20 protein-coding genes and 1 pseudogene are annotated in these 22,735 nt (G+C 66.1%); 12 read left to right on the top strand and 9 right to left on the bottom strand.

Annotation, left to right across the window (positions count from 1 at the left end; translation table 11 throughout):
- Window positions 1-23: 23 nt before the first annotated feature.
- The 3 genes and pseudogenes from ACQI5H_RS15640 to cobF all read right to left on the bottom strand — a co-directional run bounded on the left by ACQI5H_RS15640 (window position 24) and on the right by cobF (window position 1,643).
- Window positions 24-491: a zinc finger domain-containing protein gene (locus ACQI5H_RS15640; protein ID WP_240562919.1), complete on the bottom strand. Its 468-nt coding sequence runs from the start codon at window positions 489-491 to the stop codon at window positions 24-26.
- Window positions 492-644: 153 nt separating this feature from the next.
- A pseudogene (locus tag ACQI5H_RS15635) lies at window positions 645-887 on the bottom strand (DNA-formamidopyrimidine glycosylase family protein); the annotation flags it as partial.
- A 3-nt stretch (window positions 888-890) separates the two neighbouring features.
- Window positions 891-1,643: a precorrin-6A synthase (deacetylating) gene (gene cobF / locus ACQI5H_RS15630; RefSeq protein WP_427080260.1), complete on the bottom strand. Its 753-nt coding sequence runs from the start codon at window positions 1,641-1,643 to the stop codon at window positions 891-893.
- 100 nt (window positions 1,644-1,743) lie between these two features.
- Between cobF and ACQI5H_RS15625 the strand changes: the two genes are divergently transcribed.
- The 4 genes from ACQI5H_RS15625 to ACQI5H_RS15610 all read left to right on the top strand — a co-directional run bounded on the left by ACQI5H_RS15625 (window position 1,744) and on the right by ACQI5H_RS15610 (window position 5,963).
- Complete coding sequence (locus tag ACQI5H_RS15625) at window positions 1,744-2,649, top strand: AurF N-oxygenase family protein (protein WP_427080259.1); 906 nt, start codon at window positions 1,744-1,746, stop codon at window positions 2,647-2,649.
- A complete protein-coding gene (locus ACQI5H_RS15620) occupies window positions 2,646-3,887 on the top strand; it encodes a DUF4873 domain-containing protein (RefSeq protein ID WP_427080258.1) in 1,242 nt (413 codons plus the stop codon). The genes ACQI5H_RS15625 and ACQI5H_RS15620 overlap by 4 nt, the downstream gene beginning before the upstream one ends.
- A gap of 339 nt (window positions 3,888-4,226) precedes the next feature.
- Entirely contained in the window at window positions 4,227-5,000 is a 774-nt protein-coding gene (locus ACQI5H_RS15615) for an STAS domain-containing protein (protein WP_427080257.1), read from the top strand.
- Between the two features lie 96 nt (window positions 5,001-5,096).
- Window positions 5,097-5,963: an LLM class flavin-dependent oxidoreductase gene (locus ACQI5H_RS15610; protein ID WP_427080256.1), complete on the top strand. Its 867-nt coding sequence runs from the start codon at window positions 5,097-5,099 to the stop codon at window positions 5,961-5,963.
- 59 nt (window positions 5,964-6,022) lie between these two features.
- Here the strand turns inward: ACQI5H_RS15610 and ACQI5H_RS15605 are convergent, their stop codons facing one another.
- On the bottom strand, window positions 6,023-6,832 hold the full coding sequence (locus ACQI5H_RS15605; RefSeq protein ID WP_427080255.1) for an enoyl-CoA hydratase/isomerase family protein: 810 nt from the start codon (window positions 6,830-6,832) through the stop codon (window positions 6,023-6,025).
- Between the two features lie 75 nt (window positions 6,833-6,907).
- On the opposite strand from ACQI5H_RS15605, the gene ACQI5H_RS15600 reads away from it, so the two are divergent.
- Window positions 6,908-7,822, top strand: coding sequence for an SAM-dependent methyltransferase (locus ACQI5H_RS15600; RefSeq protein ID WP_427080254.1), 915 nt, complete (start codon window positions 6,908-6,910; stop codon window positions 7,820-7,822).
- Window positions 7,823-7,831: 9 nt separating this feature from the next.
- Here ACQI5H_RS15600 and ACQI5H_RS15595 read toward each other — a convergent pair whose 3' ends face one another.
- Together ACQI5H_RS15595 and ACQI5H_RS15590 are read right to left on the bottom strand one after the other, a co-directional pair.
- Window positions 7,832-9,778 (bottom strand): fumarylacetoacetate hydrolase family protein, encoded by a 1,947-nt coding sequence (locus tag ACQI5H_RS15595; RefSeq protein ID WP_427080253.1) that lies wholly within the window; start codon window positions 9,776-9,778, stop codon window positions 7,832-7,834.
- Window positions 9,775-12,060 carry an ATP-dependent DNA ligase gene (locus ACQI5H_RS15590; RefSeq protein ID WP_427080252.1) on the bottom strand — a complete coding sequence of 762 codons (2,286 nt, stop codon included), beginning with the start codon at window positions 12,058-12,060 and terminating at the stop codon, window positions 9,775-9,777. The genes ACQI5H_RS15595 and ACQI5H_RS15590 overlap by 4 nt, the downstream gene beginning before the upstream one ends.
- Before the next feature lie 47 nt (window positions 12,061-12,107).
- On the opposite strand from ACQI5H_RS15590, the gene ACQI5H_RS15585 reads away from it, so the two are divergent.
- The 4 genes from ACQI5H_RS15585 to ACQI5H_RS15570 all read left to right on the top strand — a co-directional run bounded on the left by ACQI5H_RS15585 (window position 12,108) and on the right by ACQI5H_RS15570 (window position 16,704).
- The gene (locus tag ACQI5H_RS15585; protein WP_427080251.1) at window positions 12,108-13,511 is read left to right on the top strand and encodes a mannitol dehydrogenase family protein; all 1,404 of its coding nucleotides are present in this window, start codon (window positions 12,108-12,110) and stop codon (window positions 13,509-13,511) included.
- Window positions 13,508-14,440 (top strand): carbohydrate kinase family protein, encoded by a 933-nt coding sequence (locus tag ACQI5H_RS15580; RefSeq protein ID WP_427080250.1) that lies wholly within the window; start codon window positions 13,508-13,510, stop codon window positions 14,438-14,440. The genes ACQI5H_RS15585 and ACQI5H_RS15580 overlap by 4 nt, the downstream gene beginning before the upstream one ends.
- Before the next feature lie 89 nt (window positions 14,441-14,529).
- On the top strand, window positions 14,530-15,690 hold the full coding sequence (locus ACQI5H_RS15575) for an adenylate/guanylate cyclase domain-containing protein (RefSeq protein WP_427080249.1): 1,161 nt from the start codon (window positions 14,530-14,532) through the stop codon (window positions 15,688-15,690).
- A 78-nt stretch (window positions 15,691-15,768) separates the two neighbouring features.
- On the top strand, window positions 15,769-16,704 hold the full coding sequence (locus ACQI5H_RS15570) for a Ku protein (RefSeq protein ID WP_427080248.1): 936 nt from the start codon (window positions 15,769-15,771) through the stop codon (window positions 16,702-16,704).
- 4 nt (window positions 16,705-16,708) lie between these two features.
- Here the strand turns inward: ACQI5H_RS15570 and pstA are convergent, their stop codons facing one another.
- The 3 genes from pstA to pstS are packed head-to-tail and all read right to left on the bottom strand — an operon-like array spanning window position 16,709 to window position 19,720.
- Window positions 16,709-17,611, bottom strand: coding sequence for a phosphate ABC transporter permease PstA (pstA, locus tag ACQI5H_RS15565; protein WP_427080247.1), 903 nt, complete (start codon window positions 17,609-17,611; stop codon window positions 16,709-16,711).
- A complete protein-coding gene (gene pstC / locus ACQI5H_RS15560) occupies window positions 17,608-18,597 on the bottom strand; it encodes a phosphate ABC transporter permease subunit PstC (RefSeq protein WP_427080246.1) in 990 nt (329 codons plus the stop codon). Before pstC ends, pstA begins: the two co-directional genes overlap by 4 nt.
- Before the next feature lie 10 nt (window positions 18,598-18,607).
- Entirely contained in the window at window positions 18,608-19,720 is a 1,113-nt protein-coding gene (gene pstS, locus ACQI5H_RS15555) for a phosphate ABC transporter substrate-binding protein PstS (RefSeq protein WP_427080245.1), read from the bottom strand.
- A 318-nt stretch (window positions 19,721-20,038) separates the two neighbouring features.
- On the opposite strand from pstS, the gene ACQI5H_RS15550 reads away from it, so the two are divergent.
- The 3 genes from ACQI5H_RS15550 (at window position 20,039) to ACQI5H_RS15540 (ending at window position 22,707) form a co-directional block, all read left to right on the top strand.
- Window positions 20,039-20,830, top strand: coding sequence for an SDR family oxidoreductase (locus ACQI5H_RS15550; protein WP_427080244.1), 792 nt, complete (start codon window positions 20,039-20,041; stop codon window positions 20,828-20,830).
- Window positions 20,831-20,840: 10 nt separating this feature from the next.
- Complete coding sequence (locus ACQI5H_RS15545; RefSeq protein WP_427080243.1) at window positions 20,841-21,917, top strand: diacylglycerol kinase; 1,077 nt, start codon at window positions 20,841-20,843, stop codon at window positions 21,915-21,917.
- A gap of 76 nt (window positions 21,918-21,993) precedes the next feature.
- A complete protein-coding gene (locus tag ACQI5H_RS15540; protein ID WP_427080242.1) occupies window positions 21,994-22,707 on the top strand; it encodes an SDR family oxidoreductase in 714 nt (237 codons plus the stop codon).
- Window positions 22,708-22,735 lie beyond the last annotated feature (28 nt).

Below are 22,735 nucleotides of genomic sequence, written 5' to 3'. Positions count from 1 at the left end.
AACAAGTCGACGCTCGGCCAGAATTATTTGAGCAGCCGTGACAGGCGCCGGTCCGCCAGCACCTTGCCGCCGGTCTGGCAGGTCGGGCAGTACTGAAAGGACTTGTCCGCGAACGACACTTCGCGCACGGTGTCGCCGCATACCGGACACGGCAACCCGGTTCGCGCGTGCACCCGCAATCCGGACCGCTTCTCCCCCTTGAGGGTGGCCGCCCCCTGGCCGACGGACCGGGCGACCGCGTCGGTCAGGACCGACACCATCGCGTCGTGCAACGCGGTGAGCTGCTCGCTCGTGAGCTTTCCGGCGGTGGCGAACGGCGAGATCTTGGCGACATGCAGGATTTCGTCGCTGTAGGCGTTGCCGATGCCGGCGATCACCTTCTGATCGGTGATGACGGTTTTGATCCGGCCGGTGTTGCCGGCCAACACCCCGGCCAGGTCGTCGGCGCCCAGCTCCAGCGCGTCCGGGCCGAGCGCGGCGATCCCCGGCACCTGCCGCGGGTCCTCAACCAGCCACACGGCCAGTCGCTTCTGGGTCCCGGCCTCCGTGAGGTCGAAACCCGGCGCGCTACCCGGGTCGCCGAGGTGCACACGCAACGCGATCGGTCCTTTGCCCGGTCGCAGCGGCGCCGCGGCCAACTTGTCGGACCACCGCAGCCATCCCGCGCGCGACAGATGGGTGATCAAGAACAACTCGTCGACCTGCAGGCCAAGGTATTTGCCCCACCGCCCGGCCCCGGCAACGGTCCGGCCGTGCAGCGCGCTCGTCGGCGGGTCGAAGGTTTTCAGCACCGACAACGCAGCGACGTCGACGCGGCCGACCGTCAAACCGACGGCATGGCGGCGCAGATGGTCGGCGAGCGCTTCGACCTCGGGAAGTTCGGGCACGCGTCAAGTCTGCCAGCCGGAGGCCCGCAGCAAATAGGTGTCCATGATCCAGCCGTGCCGCGCGCGGGCCTCGGCCCGCAGCTCCGCGATGCGCGTCCCGACTTCACCGACGGTGCCGGCGACCAGCAGTTCGTCCCCGGTGCCGAGGTAGGCGCCCCACCAGATGGCGGTGTTCGGCGGGCATTGCAGAAACGAGCAGTCGGCGTCGAGCATCACCACCGCCGAGCCGGAGAAACCGTGTGCGCGCAGCTGCCTTCCGGTGGTGATCAGAACCGGTTCGCCGACCTCGTTGAGCGGGATGCGGTGCCGGGCCGTCAGCGCCTGCACCGCGGTGATTCCCGGAATGACGTCGAAGGTGAAGTCCATCTCGGCCGCGACCGCGCCGAGGATGCGCAGCGTGCTGTCATACAGCGACGGGTCCCCCCAGGCCAGGAAGGCCCCGACACCGTCGGGTCCCAGCTCGGTGCGAATGGCCGTGGCCCAGATCCGGGTGCGCGCCGCGTGCCATTCGGACACCGCGTCCCGGTAGTCGGTATCGGTCGACCGTTTCGGATCGGCAAGCTCGACGAAGCGGTAGCCCGGCTCGCGGATGAACCGCGTGCAGATCTGCCGCCGCAGCGCCACCAGGTCGCTTTTCGCTTCGCCCTTGTCCATCGCGAAGAACACCTGCGTGTCGTTGAGCGCCTCGATCGCCTGAATTGTCAGGTAGTCCGGGTTTCCGACGCCGATGCCGATCACGTGAAGATGCCGACCCACGAGGCCAGTCAACCGAATCGAAACCCGAAGGGCCTAGTCGAGACCGCGAGTACCCGGTACCATGGGTACCGTCTGAAAACCCAACGAAGGGATCAGCGCCATGACCACTGCGGTGAAGCCCACCGGGCCAAGTCGGGAAGAATTCTCGGACCGATTGCTGAAGGGCTCCGTCAAAAAGTCCTACGAGCCCGTCGTCGACATCGACTGGGATGCCCCGCTGGACCCGGACAAGTTCTATCTGCCGCCCCGGTTGGTGTCGCTGTACGGCACGCCGATGTGGGACGAGATGACCCGCGAACAACAAATCGAGTTGTCGCGCCAGGAATTGGTCAACACGTTGTCCGCCGGGATCTGGTTCGAGAACATGCTCAACCAGGCGCTGCTGCGCACCATCCTGCACGAGGACCCGACCAGCCGGTCCACGCACTACAAGCTGACCGAGCTGGGCGACGAGACCCGCCACATGGTCATGTTCGGCAAGGCCATCGAGCGCATCGGCGCCAGGCCGGTGCGCCCGCGATGGGTGCACCGGATCGTCATCAACGCTTTGCCGCTGGCATTCCAGCGCGGCTCGATGCTGTGGGTGGCCGCGCTGATCGGGGAGGAAATCTTCGACTCGCTGCAGCGGCAGATGATGGACGACCCGCAGCTGCAACCAATCATCCAGCGGCTCATGCGAATTCACGTCACCGAAGAAGCCCGGCATATTCAGTTCGCGCGCGACGGCGCACGCAAACGGGTCCAGGAGATGCCCCGGATCAACAAGTGGTTCATGGCCAACATCAATGGGCTCGGTGGCTACTTCTTCCGTTACCTGTTCAGCAACCCGGTCCCGTATGCGCGGGCGGGCCTGGATGCCAAACGGGCGCGCTCGACCGCGCGCAGCAGCCCGCACCGCTACGAAATGCAGGTCGCCGGGTTCGCTCCGCTCGCGGCGTTTTTGACCGAGGTCGGCCTGATGGGCCCGATCGCGCGCCGCGCCTGGCGGCGCACCAAGTTTCTGTGAGCCGAACGCGCGTCGTCGTCGTCGGCGCCGGAGTTCGCGGCCGGTGCGCCGCAACGGAACTGCTGGCGGCGGGAATCACCGACATCGTGCTGCTGGACTGCGCACCGGACGCACCGCATGACTGGCCGGCGGCCCTGGACGGCCTGCTGCTTTCCGGCCGCGAAGTCATCGGTTCGGTGTTCGACGACGACGCCCACACCTGGGAGTTGCGAACAACCTGCGGCGAGATCTTCCACGGTGGCATCGTCATCGCGGCCCACGAACCGGGATACGTCCCGTGGGTACCCGAGCTCGCCGGGCGCGACGAGTTCCGGGGAACGTCTTTCCATGTGGCGCAATGGGATTCCGGGTTCGATCCAGGCGGCAAGCGCATCGCGGTCATCGGCACCGACGCCACCGCGGGTCACCGCATCGGGGAGTTGATCGCAGCGGCGGCCTCGGTCACCGTTTTCGCGCACCCGCCGCGCCGGATTGTCGACGGGATGCCGTGGCCGACAACGCGAGTCAAGCGGTGGCTACGTCGCCGTGCCAGGCCCGCGCTGGTGAAATCGGCGGTCGGCGCCGTCACCCCGTCGGGCGTCCGGACCGTCGACGGTGCCGAACACCGCGCCGACGCCATCATCTACGGCACCGGTTTCGCGGTCCCCGACCGAAACACGATTACGGCGCTGGTCGGCGCCGGCGGGCTGACCATCCGGCAGGCGTGGCACGACGGCATGGAGCCGTTCCAGGGAGTCGCCATTCACGGCTTCCCGAACTACTTCTTCGTCGCCGGCCCCGATGCCGGCGCGCAGGCACGCTACGTCGCCGAGTGCGTACGGCTCATGAAGCACTCCGCGAGCACCCGCATCGAAGTGCTTCGCAGCAGCCAGCAGGTGTTCAACGAGCGAGTCCATCTCGCACCCGCGCCGTCTTTCCCGGTGATGTCGGCGTTCGACCTGTCATCGGGCGCCGGCGACGACGAGACCTACGACGGCGCGGCGACGCTGACGATCGCCGGCACCAGCCATCCGGTCCGCGTCCACCTGACCGGCCACCTGGACCCGATCGACGGCCATTACCACTGGCAGGGGACGGTTTTCAGTCTCCCCGCCCAATCCCTGCCGGTCGAGGCGCTCAAGGCGCGAAATGTGACGGTGACGGTGGGCGAGCGCAGCGCGGCCGCGCGCATCGTCGAACGGACACCGTGGGGCACTCACTCAGTCGCCGGGGTCGGCGCTCCGCCGTACCCGCAGTAGCTGCAAGCTTCGGGTTTACGAACTTTTACGCGTGGGTAAACCGCAGAGTCTGAACTGACCCAAACGGGGGGTTTGGCCGCCTCGATAGGCGGCTCCGCGGGGAAGTGTGCTGCGGCAGGCGGCGGGACAAAAGAGAATGTTTGGCGTGGTGGCAGGCGATGCTTCGCACGGGTGGGGTCGGGGGGCGGATCCCACTCGCGTGCACCTCGCTGCCTCGCCCTGGGCTGGGACGGATCACCCCACCACGCTGGGAACCCGATCGCGATCGGGACACACCCATTCGCACCTGACTTGCTCACAGATCGCAGTCAGTGAAAATAGACCCGGGCGCGGAAAGGGGTGGGGGCGGTGAGTGCGGAAGCTGAGTCTCCGAACTCGCTGACGGTTGCTGCGCGGGCGGAGAAATCGGTGGCCGTGCTGACCATCGAGGGAGTTCTCGACTCCGGCAACTCCGCGCCGCTGCGCGACAGCATCACGAAGGCCACGCTCGACAAGCCTTCCGCCGTCGTCGTCGACATCACCGCACTTCAGGTGCCCGAGGAATCGGCCCTGTCGGCCTTTATCGGTGCGCGCTGGCAGCTCGAGGCCCAGCCCGAGGTCCCTGTCGTGCTGGTGTGTGCTCATCGCGCGACCCGCGAGGCGGTCACCCGCAGCGGGGTCGCGTCCTTCATGCCGGTGTACTCGACCGAGAAGGCGGCGATGAAAGCGCTCGATCGGCTCACCCGTCTCCCGCTCCGACGCGCCGATGCCGAGCTACCCGCGAACCTGACCAGCCTGCGCGAATCGCGCCGGCTGGTCCGGGAATGGCTCACCGCGTGGTCGCAGTCCAAGCTCATCCCGGTCGCGTTGGTGGTTGTCAACGTGTTCATCGAAAACGTGCTTGAACACACCGGCAGCGTCCCGCTGATGCGGATCGAGACCGACGGAGCGACGGCAACAATCGCGGTGTCCGACGACAGCACCACGCCGGCCCTGCGGCTGCCGTCGCCGGACCAGGGAATCGACGTGTCGGGCCTGGCCATCGTCGACGCGTTGTCGCGCGCGTGGGGCAGCACGCCCACCTCCACCGGCAAGACGGTGTGGGCGGTCATTGGCCCCGAGAACCAGCTCTAGGCGGCCTCGTCGCGCCTTGTCCGCGGACCCGAGCGCGGGTAGAACTAGAACACGTTCTAGTGTCGTGTGACGGTCCTCTCATGGAAGGCGGATGACGTGCGGTTTACCTACGCGGAGGCGATGACGGACTTTAGGTACTACATCCCCCTGGCCAAGGCGGCCGAGGCGGCCGGCTACCACGCCATGACGATCGCCGACAGCATCGCGTACCCGTTCGAATCCGACTCGAAGTATCCCTACACACCCGACGGCAACCGTGAGTTCCTGGATGGCAAGGAGTTCATCGAGACCTTCGTCCTGACGTCGGCCTTGGGCGCGGTGACGTCGACCCTGCGGTTCAACTTCTTCGTCCTCAAGCTGCCGATCCGGCCACCGGCGCTGGTGGCCAAGCAAATCGGGTCGCTGGCCGCAATGACCGACAACCGGGTGGGCTTTGGCGTGGGCACCAGCCCGTGGCCCGAGGACTATGAGTTGCTGGGAGTCCCATTCGCCAAGCGCGGCAAGCGAATGGACGAGTGCATCGAGATCATTCAGGGCCTCACCACCGGTGAGTACTTCGAATTCCACGGCGAGTTTTACGACATCCCCAAGACCAAGATGACGCCGGCGCCCACCAAACCCATTCCGATCCTGATCGGCGGGCACGCCGACGCGGCGCTGCGGCGCGCGGCGCGCCTGGACGGCTGGATGCACGGCGGGGGCGACCCCGAGGAACTCGACCATCTATTGGCGAAGCTCAAGAAGTTCCGCGAAGAAGCGGGCCAGACCGGGCCGTTCGAGATTCACGTGATCTCGGTCGACGCCTACACCGCGGACGGCATCAAGCGACTCGAGGACAAGGGCGTCACCGACGTCATCGTCGGCTTCCGCATCCCCTACATCATGGGCAAGGACACCGAACCGCTGGACACCAAGATCCGCAACCTGGAAATGTTCGCCGAGAACGTGATCGCGAAAGTCTAGCCATCACAGCGGCGGTCGCGAGCGCGGCGAAGCCGGGCGAAGCGGGCCGCCGCCAAATGTCACAGGGGATCCCACGTCGGGGCTCGCTTCTCCATGTGCGCTTTGGCGGCCTCGAGCGGATTGTTGGTGAAACCGGACAGGATCTGGGTTCGATTCTCCAGCTCGATGGCGTGCCGCAAACTCGGCGCGTCCAGCGCCGCGTTGAGCCCAATCTTGGTCTGCCACACGCCATAAGCGTTGTTCGCGGCGATCGAGCGGGCCAGCTCCAGGGCCGCGGGCATCAGCGCGTCGGGCGCCACCACTTCGTGCACCAGTTTGATGCGATAGGCCTCGGCGGCGTCGATGATCCGGCCGGTGAGCATCAGCTCCCGCGCGACGCCGGCGCCGACGATTTTCGGCAGCAGGTAACTGGTGCCCATGTCCATCGACGAGAAGCCGGCCTTGATGAACACCGAACCGAATCGTGCCTGCTCGGAAGCGACCCGGATATCGCTGACCAATGTGAACGCCAGCCCACCCCCGACGGCCACGCCGTTCACCGCCGCGATCACCGGGACGTCGAGCTCGTATAGCCGCGTGAACAGATTGGCCAGGCGAACCTGGGAGTCGTAGTTGACCTTGAACGGGGGCGTCGACGGGCTCGCCGGCTTGGTCCACGCCTGGCCAGTGCCGCTCAGATCGGCGCCGGCGCAGAATCCGCGTCCGGCACCGGTGAGGATCAGGACCCGAAATTCGCCGCCGCTGACGACATCCAGGGCATGGTCCACGCCGTCGATCAGCGATCCGTCGATGGCGTTCAGCCGCTCAGGCCGGTTCAGGGTGATGCAGGCGATATTGTCCTCGAGCGTTTCCAGTTCTACTGCTGACATATCCAAACCGTATGCGACATGGTTATTTACCGGCGAGGCCTACCCTGGTTTCGCCGTCGCACAGAAGGAGCAGCCATGGCACGAACAGAAGGCGACACGTGGGACTTGGCCAACAGTGTCGGAGCCACCGCGACCATGGTCGCCGCCGCCCGGGCCGCCGCGACCAAACGTCCGAGTCCCGTGATCGATGACCCGTTCGCCGAGCCGCTGGTGCGCGCGGTCGGGATCGACGTGTTCACGCGGATCGCCGCCGGCGAGATGGATGCCATCGAGTCCGAAGGCGGCGTTGGTTTTCCGAGGATGGTCGACACGTTCGCCGCTCGTGCCCGCTTCTATGACGACTATTTCGCCGACGCCGGCGAGGCGGGCGTGCGCCAGGTCGTCATCGTCGCGTCCGGGTTGGATGCCCGGCCCTATCGGCTCGCGTGGCCGGCCGGGACGACGGTGTACGAGATCGATCAGCCCGAGGTGATCGAGTTCAAGGCGGCGACGCTGTCTCGGCTCAACGCCGCTCCCACCGCCGAGCACCGCGCGGTGGGCATCGATCTCCGGGAGGATTGGCCCGCGGCGCTGCGGCAGGCCGGCCACGACCCCAGCGCGCCCACCGCCTGGCTCGCCGAGGGGGTGCTCATCGGTTTCCTGCCGCCCGAGGCCGAAGTCCGGCTGCTCGACAACATCATTGGGCTCAGCGCGACGGGCAGCAGGTTCGCCGCCGATTACGGGCAAGTCGCCGGGTCGTCGGAGGAGGCGCAGGAGCATTCGCGGCGCGCGACCGAGGGCTGGCGAAGGCAGGGCCTCGACATGGACATCGCGGCGTTGACCTACCCGGGCGAGCACACCGACGTCGCCGCGCAGCTGCGCGCCGACGGGTGGGACGCGACCACAGCCACCCTCGCCGACCTTTTCGCCGCCGCCGGCCTGCCGAAACTGGAGGACTCCGAGCACGGCGCGGCGGCCACGCTCAGCTTCATGCGGGCCGTCAAGGCCTAGCGGTAGGTTCTAGGTGCGCTTGGCGAGCCACTCGGCCTGCATCACCAACAGCGCCATGACCTCCAACTGCGGGGTGTCGGGGTCGAGCTCGCGGTAGCGCTGATAGACGTTGACGACGACGCGCTCGGCGTCCAGCCACGTCGCGTACTCGCCGAGATCGATGGTGTCGGCGGCCTCGGACCACGACATGCCCTTGCAGTAGGCGGCCTCGGCCTGTTGGGCGACGTGCGCGAGATAGCCACGGACGGCACGGATTCCATCGGGATCGGTGACCGGCCCGTGGCCGGGCACCACGATGGGTGCGTCCATCGCGATCATCACGTCGCAGGCCCTGATCCAGTTGGCGATGGGTCCGGCCCACACGATCGGGGTGCAGCCGATGAACAGCAAATCCCCACCGAACAGCACCCCGGCGTCGGGCACGTGCACCACCGAATCCGCGGCAGTATGAGCCGGACCCAGGTTCAGCAGATTGACCTCCCGGCCGCCGACCTCGATGGTCAGGTCGCCCTCGAACGTCTGGTCGGCGTTGCGCAGCTTGATGCCGCTGAAGTCGAAGTGCCCGAAGCGGTCTCGCGTGTACGGCGTCGCGATAGGGCCGAGGTTGGCGGTCTGCGCCATGGCCAGCATCTCGGGCGCCATCCCGTGCGCGATCTCGTCTGCTGTGCCCCGGGCGGCGATGATCCGCACCGATTCGTCGAGCAGCTGATTGCCGTGCGTGTGGTCGCCATTGGAATGCGTGATCAAGGCGTCGGAGATGGGCGCTCGATCGGTGATGGGCTGCATCGCGTCGAGCATTTCGCGGGTCAGCGCCAGATCGAACAGGGTATCGACGAGCAATGAGGCGCCGTCGCCGGCGACCAGCCCGGCGTTGCTCCAGCCGTAGCCGCCGTCGGGCAGGGTCCACGTCCAGACGCGTTCTGCGACCTCGTGCAGCCCGCGCGTGTAGGGCACCCGGGCCGGCGCCCGGTTTACCCGGCGCGGTGCGGCTTTGGCGTCCGGGTTGGGCCGGGCGGGCAGTGGGTGGGGTGCGCCGCTGGCACGCACCGTTTGTCGGGTCTCCCCCAGCCCCTGGACCTTCAGGGTCACCACGTCGCCGTCGTGCAGCCAGCCGGGGAAGGATTCCAGTGCCGTCGGGTTGAGGTGTTCGACCAGTGTGCAGGTGGGCACGGTGCCGGAGCCGATGACGTCGCCGGGACGCAGCGTCACCCCGCGTGACACGTAGGAGATGACTTCACCGAAGCTCCAATCCATTTGGGCGGTGGACCCGGAGCCGATCACGGTGTCGTTCACCAGGGCGCTCACCTGCAGATCGAGCCTGCCAGGAGAGGAGGGGTGGCGGTATCCCTCGAGCTCGTCGGGCGTCACAAGGTAGGGGCCAAGGGTGACTCCGCTGTCCTTGCCCTTGCCCTGCCCGATCGCCAGCTGGCTTTCCAGCTGCTGCAGGTCTCGGGCCGACCAATCGTTGAAGATGGTGTAGCCGATGATGGCCCGTTCGGCCTGCTCGACGGTCAAGTCCTTGCCGCCGGTGCCGATGACCGCGGCGATCTCCAATTCGAAGTCCTGCCAAGCACTACCGGGCGCACTCGGTGCGTCGTCGTAGGGACCTAAAACCGTTGCCGGGCAGGCGAAGTAAAACGCCGGGATGCGGTACCAGCTGTCGGCGAGCACCCGGCCGGCGCCCAGCGCGGCCTGGCAGTTGCGCATGTGGTCCAGAAAGCACAGCGAGTCGCGGATCGAGGGTGGGCGCGGGATCGGTGCCGCCAAGGTCACGTCGGCCAGTTGTACCACCGCCGCCGGTGAACGCTGCACGTCCTCGCCGGCTTGCCGCAGCCCGTCGGCGCCGCGCCCGATCAGCTCCAGCAGCGTGACGCCCGGCGGCATCGCGTGGATCGCGTCGCCGGAAAGGATCCCGGTGCGCTCACCGTCGTCACCTCGATACGTCACCCATTTCATTCGCGTACCACCTCATCTGGTTTCTTGTCCGGCCGCAGCCCGCGCCAACTCGATTGGCGCAGCCGGTTATCCGGTGTCCACTCGCTGTAGCGCACCTCGCCGACCAGGACCGGCTCGACGTACGTCACGCCCCTCGCTTCGCTCCTGGGAAGCGGCGGGTCAAAGGGCGATTCGCCGGTATGCAACGGCGCGAGCGTCTTCTTCAGGCTCACCAGGTCGCGTTCGGTGAACCCGGTGCCGACCTTGCCCGCGAAATGCAGACCGCCGTCACCGGGGATGCCCATCAGCAGCGAGCCGATGCCGCTGCTGCGCCCGCCCTCCCCGGCCTTCCAGCCGCCGATGACGACTTCCTGGGTGTTCCAGTTCTTGTCCTTGATCCACGACGCCGAACGCCGGCCCGGCTGATAGGTGGAGTCACGTTTCTTCCCGACCACACCCTCCCAGCCGTGCTTGCGTGAGTGCTCGAGGGCCTGGGCGCCGTCGCCGGGCAGGAGTTCGGGAACAATCAGATTGCCCGCGCCCGCAAGGATTTCCAGCAGCTTTCGCCGGTCTTGGTAGCGCGCTCGCAGCAGCGAGCGGCCGTCGAGGTAGAGCAAGTCGAACGCCCAGTACTCGACGCGGGAACCACGACCCCGGTTCTGCATCCCGTGGAAGCTGGGGACCCCGGCCTCGTCCAGAATGACGGCCTCGCCGTCCAGCACCACGTGATGATCGGCCAGATCGGCTGCAAGCGAACGTAATTCAGGATATTCCTTGGTGACTTCGCGGCCGCGTCGGGACCGTATCCGCAAGTCGCCGTGATCTACCTCCACCAGCAGCCGGTATCCGTCCCATTTGCCTTCGAAGGCCCACTGGCCGGCCGTGCGGGCGGCCACCGAACCCTCCGAGGCGAGCATCGGGGTGATCGCGTCGAAGTCGAAGACCTTCTGGTCCTTCATGCGGTGCGCCAGCCACTGGTCGCCGTTGGTTTGAATCAGCGCGTAGCGACCGGAGATCCGGTTGCCGTGGAGGTTGACGATGACCTCGTCGTCGAGAAACTTCTCGGCCTCATAGGTTCCGGCATCCCAGATCACCACCTTGCCGGCGCCGTATTCGCCTTTGGGGATATTGCCCTCGAACGAGCCGTATTCCAGCGGATGATCCTCGGTGTGCACGGCGAGATGGTTTACCGACGTGGTCTCGGGCAGGTTTTTCGGCACCGCCCAGGACACCAGCACCCCGTCTCGCTCCAGCCGGAAGTCGTAGTGCAGCCGGCGGGCGTGATGCTCCTGAATGACGAACGAATTACCCTGGCCGGTAACGGGTTTTCCAGCCGGCACCGGCTCGGGAGTCTTCGACGCGTCCCGCATGCTGCGGTATTTGCTCAGCCGGTCGCCGACGGGCGCGTCGACATCGAGGGCCTCCAGCAGATCGCCGTCGCGGGCCACGCGTTCGAGCACCTCGTCGTAGCGCAGTTGGCCCACCGAGGGGTCCTCGAGTTCCTTCCACGTGCGCGGCGCCGCGACCGTCGGATGTTCGCGCCCGCGCAGCGAGTAGGGCGCGATGGTGGTTTTCGCGCCGTTGTTCTGGCTCCAATCCAGGAACACCTTGCCGGCCCGCAGGCTCTTGGTCATCGTCGACGTGACCAACTTGGGCATCGCCTTTTCCAGTTGCTGCGCAACACGTTTGGCCAGCACCGAGGCGCCTCTGCTGCTGACCGGCTCGGCCAGTGGTGTGTAGAGGTGCAGTCCCTTGCTGCCGCTGGTGAGCGGAAACGTGGTGAGCCCGATGTCGGCGATCAGATCCCGCACGGCGTGCGCCACTTCGCAAAGCTGGGCCATCGTCACGCCCTCGCCCGGGTCGAGGTCGAACACCAATCGTGTGGCCGGGCCTGGCCTGAGCTCTCCCCCGCGAGCGGGAGGTGCCCCCACGGCCTTGCTTCGGGTCCACTCGGCGACGAACCGCCACTGCGGCACGTGCACCTCGAGCGCCGCCTGCTGCGCGATCCACGCCAGCCCGTCGGGGCTGTCGATGATCGGATATGTCGTGGTTCCGGACCGGTGCGTCACGCTGGCGCGCGGCAACCAGTCGGGCGCCGACGATGCGAGCTGTTTCTCGAAGAACGAGTCCTGCTCGACGCCGTTGGGCCAGCGCTTGCGGGTTGCCGGGCGCCCGGCGATGTGCGGCAGCATCACCTCGGTGATGCGGGTGTAGTAGTCGAAGACGTCGGCCTTCGTGGTTCCGGTGGCGGGGTAGAGCACCTTGTCGGCATTGGTCAGCTTGACCCGCGCCTGCGCACCCATGGTTTCAACGTACGTCTTCGGCGGCTTGGGTCGGTACCGTCGACATTGTGGTTCCGCTGAGGAGCGCCACCCTGGGACAACTGTCGATCGCGACGCCGTCCTATGACCGTGACGGCGTGCAGGTCGGCATCGCGCATGTGGGCGTCGGCGGCTTTCACCGGTCGCATCAGGCGATGTACATCGATAGCTTGCTGCGGCGGGGTCTGGCACGAGAGTGGGGCATCTGCGGAATCGGGGTGCTGCCGGAGGACCGCCGGATGAGGGACGTGCTGCGCGCCCAGGACGGCCTGTACACGCTGATCCTGGAGCACACCGACGGCAGCCGCGACGCGCGGGTGATCGGCTCGATCGTCGACTACCGCTATGCGCCCGATGACCCGCAGGCGACGATCGAGCTGCTGGCCGCGCCGACGACCCGCGTCATCTCGATGACCATCACCGAGGGCGGCTACCGGGCAAGGGACCCCGATTCGGTTTTCGGGCTGATCGTCGAGGCCTTGGCCCGCCGCCGCGACCGCGGCATCGCCGCGCCGACGATCGTGTCGTGCGACAACATCGAAACCAACGGGGACGTCGCGCGCCGAGCCGTCGTGGCCCACGCCCAACTGTTGCGGCCGGGCCTGGCCGATTGGATCGACGAGACGACCCGGTTCCCGTGTTCGATGGTGGATCGCATCACGCCGGTCACGACACCCGACATCATCGCCACGGTGGAACGCGACTACGGCGTCGCCGACCGGTGGCCGGTGGTGGCCGAGGAGTTCGCGGCCTGGGTCCTCGAGGACGACTTCGCCGACGGCAGACCACCGTTGGACGAGGCGGGTGTGCTGCTCGTCGATGATGTGGAACCGTACGAGTCGATGAAGCTACGGCTGCTCAATGCCGGTCACCAGTGTCTGTGCTATTTCGCGTGGCTTTGCGGCTACCGCATGGTCCACGAGGCGGCTCGCGACCCGTTGTTCGCCGAGTTCCTGCTCGCCTACTTCGATTCCGAAGCCATTCCGACGCTGCGACCCGTGCCCGGCATCGACCTGTGTGCCTACACCCGAACGCTCATCGAGCGCTTCGCCAACCCGGGACTGCGTGACACCGTGGCGCGGTTGTGCGCCTACTCCTCGGATCGCATCCCGACCTGGCTGCTGCCGGTGATCCGCGACAACCTGCGCACCGACGGGCCGATCCGGCTGGCGGCCGCGACGGTCGCAAGCTGGGCCCGCTACGCCGAGACGGTCGACGAGCGTGGCGAACCGATCGAGATCGTCGACCAACTAGCCGAATCGCTGGTGCCACTGGCACGGTTGCAGCTGGAGCACCCGACGGCGTTCATCGAAAACACCGCTGTCTTCGGGGATTTGGCGTGTGAGCCACGGTTCGTGGCCGCATACCGCTGGGCCCTGGACTCGTTGCACCGCGACGGGGCGCGAGCCACGCTGCAGGCGTTAGCGCGATGACCCGCGGGCTGGTGATCGGCGAGGCGTTGATCGACACCGTCGGGGCTGCCGAGCACGTCGGCGGCAGCCCGCTCAACGTCGCCGTCGGCTTGGCCAGGCTCGGGCGCGGCATCGATTTCCTGACCCACATCGGCGACGACGAAGCCGGCCGGCGCATCGTTGATTACGTCGAAGCCTCTGGCGCACACCTTGTTTCGGGAAGCACCTCGGCTTCCCGCACGCCGACCTCGGTGGCGACGATCGCCGACGACGGGTCGGCGGCCTACACGTTCGACTTGGAATGGCGGCTTTCCGGAACACCCGAAGTCGGGCCACCGCTGTTGGTCCACACCGGCTCGATCGCTTCCGTGCGCGAACCGGGCTGCCTGGCGGTCGCGGCGCTGCTCGACACCTATCGCGTGTCGGCCACGGTCACGTTCGACCCCAATGTCCGTCCGTCGTTGATCGCGGACCGGGATCTGGCCCGCGAACGCATCGTGCATCTGGTCGAACGCAGCGACATCGTCAAGGCCAGTGCGGACGACCTGCGCTGGGTCGATCCCGAGCACGAGCCCGAATGGACCGCCCGGACCTGGCTGGCGTCTGGACCCGCGATCGTCGCCGTCACGATGGGCGACCGGGGTGCGGTGGCGTTCTGCTCCCAGGGCCGGGCGCAAGTGGCCGCCAGGCCCGTTCGGGTGGTTGACACCGTCGGCGCCGGCGACGCCTTCATGGTGGGGCTGCTCGACACGCTCTGGGAACTGAACCTGTTGGGCGCCGACCGGCGAGCCGCACTCGACCGCATCGGGCTTGACGCGCTCACCGCCGCGCTGGAGACGGCGACGCTGTCCGCGGCGCTGACCGTCGCGCGCGCCGGCGCCGATCTACCCGATCGCACGGCGCTGGCTGCGGCCGCGGCGTCGCCGGCCAGGTCGATCGAGCGGCGTTAGGAGGGACTTCGATGCGCATGGGTGTGGTGGCTGGGAGTCCGAGTGGTGCCAATGGTCTGACCGCGTGGGCGGGGCGCATCGGTGCGGCAGTGACCGACACCGACGAGATGGCTCTGCAGAAGCGGCTCGCGGTCGCGCTATTCGCGGGAACGGTGCCGCTGACGTTGCTGTGGAGCGTCGTCTACCTGGTGGCGCATGTCCCGCTGGCCGCAGCGATTCCGGCGTTTTATTCGGTCTTCACCGTGCTGAATACCGCCGTCTTCGGGTGGACCCGCAAGCTCGCAACCTATCGTTTCACCCAGTTACTGCTGGTCCTGATCTTGCCGTGGCTGGTGTGCCTCGCGCTGGGCGGCTTCCGGCAGTCCAGCGTCGTCATCATTTGGGCCGCACTATGCCCGCTGGGATCGCTCCTACTCGAGGAGCCCAGGCGGACACTGGTCTGGATCGCGGGCTTCGTCGCGCTACTGGTCGCTACCGCGTTGCTGCAGCCGCATCTGGCCCCGGCGAATCTGCCCGAGGGCTTCGTCACCTTGTTCTTCGTGCTCAACGTCGGCGCGGTAATCGTGATCTCGTTCGGCCTTCTGCACTATTTCGTCCGTCGCCGCAACTTCTTCCAGGAACGCTCGGAGATGCTGCTGCTCAACATCCTGCCGAAGGAGATCTCCGAGGCGCTGAAGACGGAACCGCGCGCGATCGCCGCCCACTACGACAACGCCAGCATCCTGTTCGCCGACATCGTCGAGTTCACCCCGATGGCGGCGACCATGGTGCCGCTCAGCCTTGTCGAGCTCCTCAATGACGTGTTCCAGTGCTTCGATGCGCTCGTCGACAAGTACGGTCTGGAGAAGATCAAAACGATCGGTGACTGCTACATGGTGGCCTCCGGCGTACCGCGTCCGCGTGGCGATCACGCCCAGGCCCTGGTGAATTTCGCGCTCGACATGCAGGCCGAGGTCGGCCGGCGGACGTTCGGCGGGCGAAGGCTCGCGTTCCGCATCGGTATCAATTCCGGCCCGGTGGTCGCGGGCGTCATCGGCCAGCGAAAATTCATCTACGACCTCTGGGGCGGGACGGTAAACATGGCCAGTCGCATGGAGTCGCACGGGCAAAGCGGCGTCATTCAAATCACCCGCAGTACCTTCGATCTCGTCAACGATGAATTCGATTGCGTCGCCCGCGGAACGATCGAGGTTAAGGGTGCGGGCCGCGTCGCAACCTGGTGCGTGACCGGAAGGAAGCCGAACGATTAGCGCCAGCTCGGCAGCGGGTACCCCCTTTTTTTCCAGGTCGAGGCGTTAGCCGGCTAACAGGGTGGGCATACTGACTGCATGCGTTCCATATGGAAGGGTTCGATCGCGTTCGGGCTGGTGAACGTGCCGGTCAAGGTGTACAGCGCCACCGAGGACCACGACATCAAGTTCCATCAGGTGCACGCCAAGGACAATGGCCGCATCCGGTATCAACGGGTGTGCGAGCTGGACGGCGAGGTCGTGGAATACCGTGACATCGCCCGGGCGTTCGAGTCCGACGACGGCCAAATGGTGATTATCACCGACGACGACATCTCCACTTTGCCCGAAGAACGCAGCCGCGAAATCGAAGTGCTGGAGTTCGTCCCGGCCAGCGATGTCGATCCGATGTTGTTCGACCGCAGCTACTTCCTGGAGCCGGATTCGAAGTCGTCCAAATCGTATGTGCTGCTGGCGAAGACGCTCGCCGAGTCCGACCGGATGGCGATCGTTCATTTCACGTTACGTAACAAGACGCGCCTGGCGGCGTTGCGCGTCAAGGACTTCGGCAAGCGCGACGTGATGGTGGTGCACACGTTGTTGTGGCCCGACGAGATCCGTGATCCGGACTTCCCGGTGCTGGACAAGAAGGTGGACGTCAAGCCCGCCGAGCTCAAGATGGCCGGGCAGGTGGTGGAGTCGATGGCCGAGGAGTTCAACCCGGACCGCTACCACGATGACTACCAGGAACAGCTCCACGAGCTGATCCAGGCGAAACTCGAAGGCGGCGAAGCGTTTACCACCGAGGAGCAACCCAAGGAACTGGACGAGACCGAAGACGTCTCCGACCTGCTCGCCAAGCTGGAAGCCAGTGTGAAAGCGCGTTCCGGGGACGGCCAGGCGCCGGCCAAGAAGGCACCCGCCAAGAAGGGCTCTGCGAAGAAGACGACCGCGAAGAAAGCACCGGCGAAGAAGACGACGGCGAAGAAGACAACCGCCAAGAAGGCCCCAGCAAAAGCGGCGTCGAAGTCCTGAACCGTCAGCGCCGCCGAGTTGCGACGAAGCGAAACGCAGCGGCCAGGATATTGATAACCGCCACGATGACGATGAGCGTCAACGCCGCACCCCAGATTCGCAAGTAACCGGAATGCTGCGGGTTGGTGAGTTCGGTGTAGATCAGCAGCGGCAGCGACGCCATGTTGCCGTTGAAGATGTCCACGTTGATGGAGCGGCTGTATCCGACCAGCACCAGCACCGGCGCGGTTTCGCCGATAACCCGCGCGACGGAGAGCAAGACACCGGACAAAATTCCGGGCATCGCGATCGGAAAGACAATCCGCACAATGGTTTTCCACTTCGGCACACCCAACGCATAGCTGGCTTCTCGCAGCTCGTCGGGGACCAACCGCAGCATCTCTTCGGTAGAACGCACCACAACCGGCAACATCAGCAACACCAACGCCAGCGACACGGCGAACGCGCTCTGCGGGAATCCCAGCGTGGCAATCCACAGGCTGAAAATGAACAGCGCCGCCACGATCGAGGGAACCCCGGCCAACACGTCGACCATGAATGTGGTCACGCGCGCTAACCAGCCGGCACTGTATTCCACCAGAAACACCGCTGTCATCAAGCCGAGCGGCACGGCCAGCACGGCCGCCACCCCGGCCTGCGCCAACGTCCCATACAGCGCGTGGTAGACGCCTCCGGCGAACTCCTCCGGCTGCACGCCGTGCAGCGAGTGGGTCCACCAGCCCGACCGTGTGACGGCGTACCAGCCCCGCGCGATCACCACCGACAGCAGCCACACCAGCGGTACCAAAGCGATGGCGAACGAGGCGAGGAAGAATGTTGTCGCGGCATAGTTTTTGATTCGCCGTTTGGCGCTGAGCGGGCGAAACACCACGGCCTTCACTGGCCGGTTGAGCGTCTCCACGGTCATGCGTTGACCTTTCCGCCGGCAATCGCGCGGGCGGCCGCGTTGACCACGAACGTCAGGATGAACAGCGCGAATCCCGCGGCGATGTAGGCGCCGGTCGGCAGTGGCTCGCTGAATTCGGATGCGGCGGAGGCGATCTTGGAAGCGAACGTGTATCCACCGTCGAACAGCGACCAGTTTCCCGGCCGCGCGGCCGAGCGCAAGATGATCAGCACCGCCACGGTTTCGCCCAGCGCACGACCCAGGCCAAGCATCGACGCCGCGATGACACCGCTACGCCCGAACGGCAGCACGGTCATCCGCACCACCTCCCACTTGGTCGCCCCGAGCGCCTGCGCCGCCTCGATCTGGATCCGTGGGGTCTGCCGGAACACTTCTCGCGATACCGAGCTGACGATCGGCAGGATCATCACCGACAGCACGATGCCGGCGGTGAAAATGGTGCCGCCGCCGGCCAGGGAAACGTTGCCGTGCTTGAACAAGAACAACCATCCCAGGTTGCGATTGAGATAGGCCGCGACAGGCTCGAGCTTGGGCGCCAGCACGAAGATGCCCCACAACCCGAAGATGATCGACGGCACCGCGGCCAGCAGGTCGACGATCGCTCCGAACGGTCGCGACAACCGTTTTGGCGCGTATTGGGTGAGAAACACTGCGATCCCGACGGCGATGGGCACCGCCAAGACCAGAGCGAACACCGAACTCAGCACCGTGACCATCAACAAGTCGCGGATACCGAACGCCAGGTGCTGCGCGTGGACGGTGTCGAACGTTGCGCTGGTGAAGAAATTCGCGTGGTTGGCGCGCAGCGAGGGGATGGCACGAATCAACAGGAATATCGCGATCAGTGCGATTGCGGCGACGATCGTCGAGCCCGCGGCCGCGGCGACGGACTTGAACAGCCTGTCGCCGCGCCGCGCCTTGCGCGGATCGATCGCCGTCAGCGCAGGTTTCGCCCCGAGGGGCGTGGCAAGTGTTTCTCGGGCCATCAATCCCCGATCATGCGATGGCGTTGACCGAAGCCGACAACCTCGACTTGAACGCGTCCGGGATCGGAATATATCCGTTGTCCCCCAAGCCATTCTGCCCGCCGCCGATGGTGCTCTGCAGGAACGCCTTCACGCCCGTACCGACCTGGGGGTCGGGATACTTGGAGCAGACGATCTCATAGGTCGCCAGCACGATCGGATAGGAGCCGGGCTGCGTCGGCTTGTAGAACGACAGTGTGTCGAGCACCAGGTCGTTACCCTGACCTTTGATCGTGGCCCCGGCTATCGTCTTGCCGACCGAGTCGGTGCTGATCGCCACCGCATCCGGGCCGGCCGACGTGACGATCTTCGCCATGTTCAGTTTTTGCGCCGTCGCGAAGGACCACTCGTTGTAGGTGATCGACCCTTCGGTGGCCTTGATTGCCGCCGAGGTGCCGTCGTTGCCCTTGGCGCCCTCGCCGATACCGCCGTTGAACGTCTTTCCGGCGCCCTTACCCCACACGCCGTTGGACGCGGCATCGAGGTACTTCTGGAAGTTGTCGGTGGTCCCGGACTGGTCGTTGCGGAACACGACGTGAATCGGCTCGGCGGGAAGGTTGACGCCGGCGTTCAGACCGGCAATGGCGGGATCGTTCCAGGCGGTGATGGCGCCGTTGAAGATCCTCGCCGCCGTCGGCCCGTCCAAGCTCAGCGAAGTCAGGCCCTTGACGTTGTAGGTGATCGCGATCGGGCCGAACACCACCGGCAGGTTCCACGCCGGCGAGCCACAGCGCTGCTGCGCGGCGGCGTATTCATTCGGCGCCAGCGGCGAGTCCGACCCACCGAAATCGGTTTGATTGCCGTTGAATTCGCTGATCCCCGCGCCCGAACCGTTGGCCGTGTAGTTCAGCGTCTGACCCGGGCAGGTCTGTTCGAATGCGTTGACAAAGCGGGTCATCGCATTGGCCTGGGCCGTCGACCCGCTAGCCTTCAGCGTCTTCTTCCCGCCGCAGGCCACATTCGCCGACGACGTGCCGCTCGTGGAGCTTCCGCCGGTGGCGTTGTTGTCACTGCCGCACGCCGACAACATCAGCGCGCCGACGGTCAGAATGCTCAGCGCAGCGCCAAATCGATTGGGCTTCAATTCAGTTCCTTCAGAAGAGTAACGGTTGTGTCGATCGCCGCCCCTCTGAGCCGCGGGCAGCCGACCTGCTGTCTTCCTCGCAGCCATGAAGCTAACAGTAACAAGGTTAACGTTCGGCGAATTTTGCTAGCCGTCATCGTGGGCGCCGCCTGTCACGACAATTTCCGCCAACCGTCGCCGGCCGGCTAGGGGCCAACGTGGCCGCCGTCACACCCGCAGCGACGGTATGTCAAACTAGAACCTGTTTCAGAAATGCCGCTATCCGAGACGGCGCGGCTTGCTACCGTCTCATCCGATAACCCAAAAAGAGAGGCCGCAATGATCCTTGACAGGTTCCGTCTCGATGACAAAGTCGCCGTCATCACTGGTGGCGGCCGTGGCCTCGGCGCGGCCATGGCACTGGCTTTTGCCGAAGCCGGCGCCGATGTCCTCATCGCCTCGCGAACGCAATCTCAACTAGATGCCGTCGCAGAACAGGTCCGCGCGACCGGCCGGCGGGCGCACACCGTGGCCGCCGATCTGGCGCATCCCGAGGCAACCGCGCAGCTGGCCGGTGAGGCCGTCGAGGCCTTCGGGAAGCTCGACATCGTCGTCAACAACGTCGGCGGGACCATGCCCAACACGTTGCTGACCACCCCGACCAAGGACCTCAAGGACGCATTCACGTTCAACGTCGCCACCGCGCACGCGCTGACGGTCGCGGCGGTGCCGTTGATGCTCGAGCACTCCGGCGGCGGCAGCATCATCAACATCACCTCCACCATGGGCCGGCTGGCCGGACGTGGCTTCGCCGCCTACGGCACCGCCAAGGCGGCGCTGTCGCACTACACCCGGCTGGCCGCGCTGGACCTGTGCCCGCGCATCCGGGTCAACGCCATCGCACCGGGTTCGATCCTGACCTCCGCGCTGGACGTGGTGGCCTCCAACGACGAGCTGCGCGAGCCGATGGAGAAGGTGACGCCGCTGCGCCGCCTCGGCGATCCCGTCGACATTGCCGCTGCCGCAGTGTATTTGGCTTCCCCGGCCGGCAGCTTCCTGACCGGCAAGACGCTGGAGGTCGACGGCGGCCTCACCTTCCCAAACCTTGACATCCCCGTCCCGGACCTGTGAGGAGCCACTGATGGCCATACCCGTCGTTCAATTGGGCACCGGCAACGTCGGCATCCACGCGCTGCGCGCCCTGATCACCAATCCCGAGTTCGAGCTCACCGGCGTCTGGGTCTCATCGGATGCCAAGGCGGGCAAGGACGCGGCAGAGCTTGCCGGGCTTACAGATTCGACCGGGGTGCTGGCCAGCACCGATCTGGACGCCGTGCTCGCCACGGGGCCGCAATGCGCGGTCTACAACGCGCTGGCCGACAACCGGCTGCCCGAGGCGCTGGAGGACTACCGGCGCGTCCTGGCGGCCGGGATCAACATCGTCGGCAGCGGCCCCGTGTTTTTGCAATACCCGTGGCAGGTGATCCCCGAGGATCTCATCAAACCCTTGGAAGACGCAGCGCGCGAAGGGAATTCGAGCCTGTATGTCAACGGGATCGACCCCGGTTTCGCTAACGATCTACTGCCGCTGGCGTTGGCCGGGACTTGTCAGAACATTCAGCAGATTCGCTGCATGGAGATCGTCGACTATGCAACCTACGACAGCGCCGCGGTCATGTTCGATGTCATGGGGTTCGGTAAGCCGATGGACGACATCCCCATGCTGCTGCAGCCCGGCGTGCTGAGCTTGGCGTGGGGATCGGTGATCCGGCAATTGGCTGCGGGCCTGGGCGTTTCGCTCGACGAGGTCACCCAGACGTACGTTCGCGAACCGGCGCCCGAAGACTTCGACATCGCATCGGGCCACATTCCCAAAGGCAGCGCCGCGGCGCTGCGCTTCGAGGTGTTCGGAATGGTCGACGGCGACCCCGTCGTCGTCGTGGAACACGTCACCCGATTGCGGGAGGATTTGTGCCCCGACTGGCCGCAACCGGCCCAGGAAGGCGGTTCCTACCGCATCGAGGTCACCGGCGAACCGTCCTACGGCATGGACATCTGCCTGAGCAGCCCCTACGGCGATCACAACCACGCCGGACTGGTCGCCACCGCGATGCGGGTAGTCAACGCGATTCCGGCGGTGGTCGCCGCACCGCCCGGCATCGTGACGACGCTCGACCTGCCCCTGATCACGGGCCGGGGCTTGTACGCCCCGGGGTGATAGACAACACGGCATAAAGCACCGGCGTTTCGGCGTTGCGCCAACCGATTACGTACGCGGCGCAAAGGGGAATGTGATGTCGAAACGGCGAGTGTTGATCACCGGGGCGTCGAAGGGTATCGGGCGTGCGGTCGCGGACCGTCTCGCCGCCGAGGGCCATGAGCCGATCGGGCTCGCACGGACCGCACCAACAGACTTTCCGGGAGATTTCTACGAGGTCGACCTCGGCGACCGGACCGCGACGGCGGAAACACTGGACAAGATCGTCGCAGCGGGCCGGGTTGATGCGGTGGTCAACAACGTCGGTCTCGCGCGGTTCGGCCGTATCGGGTCCATTGATCTGGACGACCTCTCTGCAACCTACGACATGAATGTGCGCACCGCGGTGCAGGTGGTGCAGGCCGTGTTGCCCGGCATGATCGAAGCGGGCTGGGGTCGCATCGTCAACGTGACCAGTTTGACCACGCTCGGCGTCGCCGAACGCACCCCGTACGCCGCAGCGAAGGCCGCGCTGGAAACGGACACCCGTATTTGGGCCGGTGAGCTTGCGTCCAGTGGTATCACCGTGAACGCGGTAGCCCCCGGACCGATCGAAACCGAGATGTACCGCGAACGCAGTCCCGCCGGATCAGAACGCGAAGCTCGTCTCCTCGACCTGATTCCGCTGCACCGGCTCGGTACTCCAGCGGAAATCGCTCACGTGATCTGCATGCTGCTGCACGAGGACGCTGGGTACATCACGGGTCAGGTCGTCCGGGTCGATGGGGGCGGCAGCATCGTCGCCGCATAGCGGCGGAATCCGTACCCCGCAATTAACA

The sequence above is a fragment of the Mycobacterium heidelbergense genome (assembly GCF_050205645.1).
GTDB classification, from domain to species: Bacteria; Actinomycetota; Actinomycetes; order Mycobacteriales; family Mycobacteriaceae; genus Mycobacterium; species Mycobacterium heidelbergense_A.
The sequence above is the reverse complement of the archived record's forward strand: the minus strand, read 5'-3'. Positions and strand labels throughout refer to the sequence as shown.

Excerpts from the sequence above, each read along its gene's own strand:
- ACQI5H_RS15625 (WP_427080259.1), top strand. The coding sequence starts at position 1,744 with ATGACCACTGCGGTGAAGCCCACCGGGCCAAGTCGGGAAGAATTCTCG.
- ACQI5H_RS15605 (WP_427080255.1), bottom strand. The coding sequence starts at position 6,832 with ATGTCAGCAGTAGAACTGGAAACGCTCGAGGACAATATCGCCTGCATC.
- ACQI5H_RS15600 (WP_427080254.1), top strand. The coding sequence starts at position 6,908 with ATGGCACGAACAGAAGGCGACACGTGGGACTTGGCCAACAGTGTCGGA.
- ACQI5H_RS15595 (WP_427080253.1), bottom strand. The coding sequence starts at position 9,778 with ATGAAATGGGTGACGTATCGAGGTGACGACGGTGAGCGCACCGGGATC.
- ACQI5H_RS15590 (WP_427080252.1), bottom strand. The coding sequence starts at position 12,060 with ATGGGTGCGCAGGCGCGGGTCAAGCTGACCAATGCCGACAAGGTGCTC.
- ACQI5H_RS15580 (WP_427080250.1), top strand. The coding sequence starts at position 13,508 with ATGACCCGCGGGCTGGTGATCGGCGAGGCGTTGATCGACACCGTCGGG.
- ACQI5H_RS15570 (WP_427080248.1), top strand. The coding sequence starts at position 15,769 with ATGCGTTCCATATGGAAGGGTTCGATCGCGTTCGGGCTGGTGAACGTG.
- pstA (WP_427080247.1), bottom strand. The coding sequence starts at position 17,611 with ATGACCGTGGAGACGCTCAACCGGCCAGTGAAGGCCGTGGTGTTTCGC.
- pstC (WP_427080246.1), bottom strand. The coding sequence starts at position 18,597 with ATGGCCCGAGAAACACTTGCCACGCCCCTCGGGGCGAAACCTGCGCTG.
- ACQI5H_RS15550 (WP_427080244.1), top strand. The coding sequence starts at position 20,039 with ATGATCCTTGACAGGTTCCGTCTCGATGACAAAGTCGCCGTCATCACT.
- ACQI5H_RS15545 (WP_427080243.1), top strand. The coding sequence starts at position 20,841 with ATGGCCATACCCGTCGTTCAATTGGGCACCGGCAACGTCGGCATCCAC.
- ACQI5H_RS15540 (WP_427080242.1), top strand. The coding sequence starts at position 21,994 with ATGTCGAAACGGCGAGTGTTGATCACCGGGGCGTCGAAGGGTATCGGG.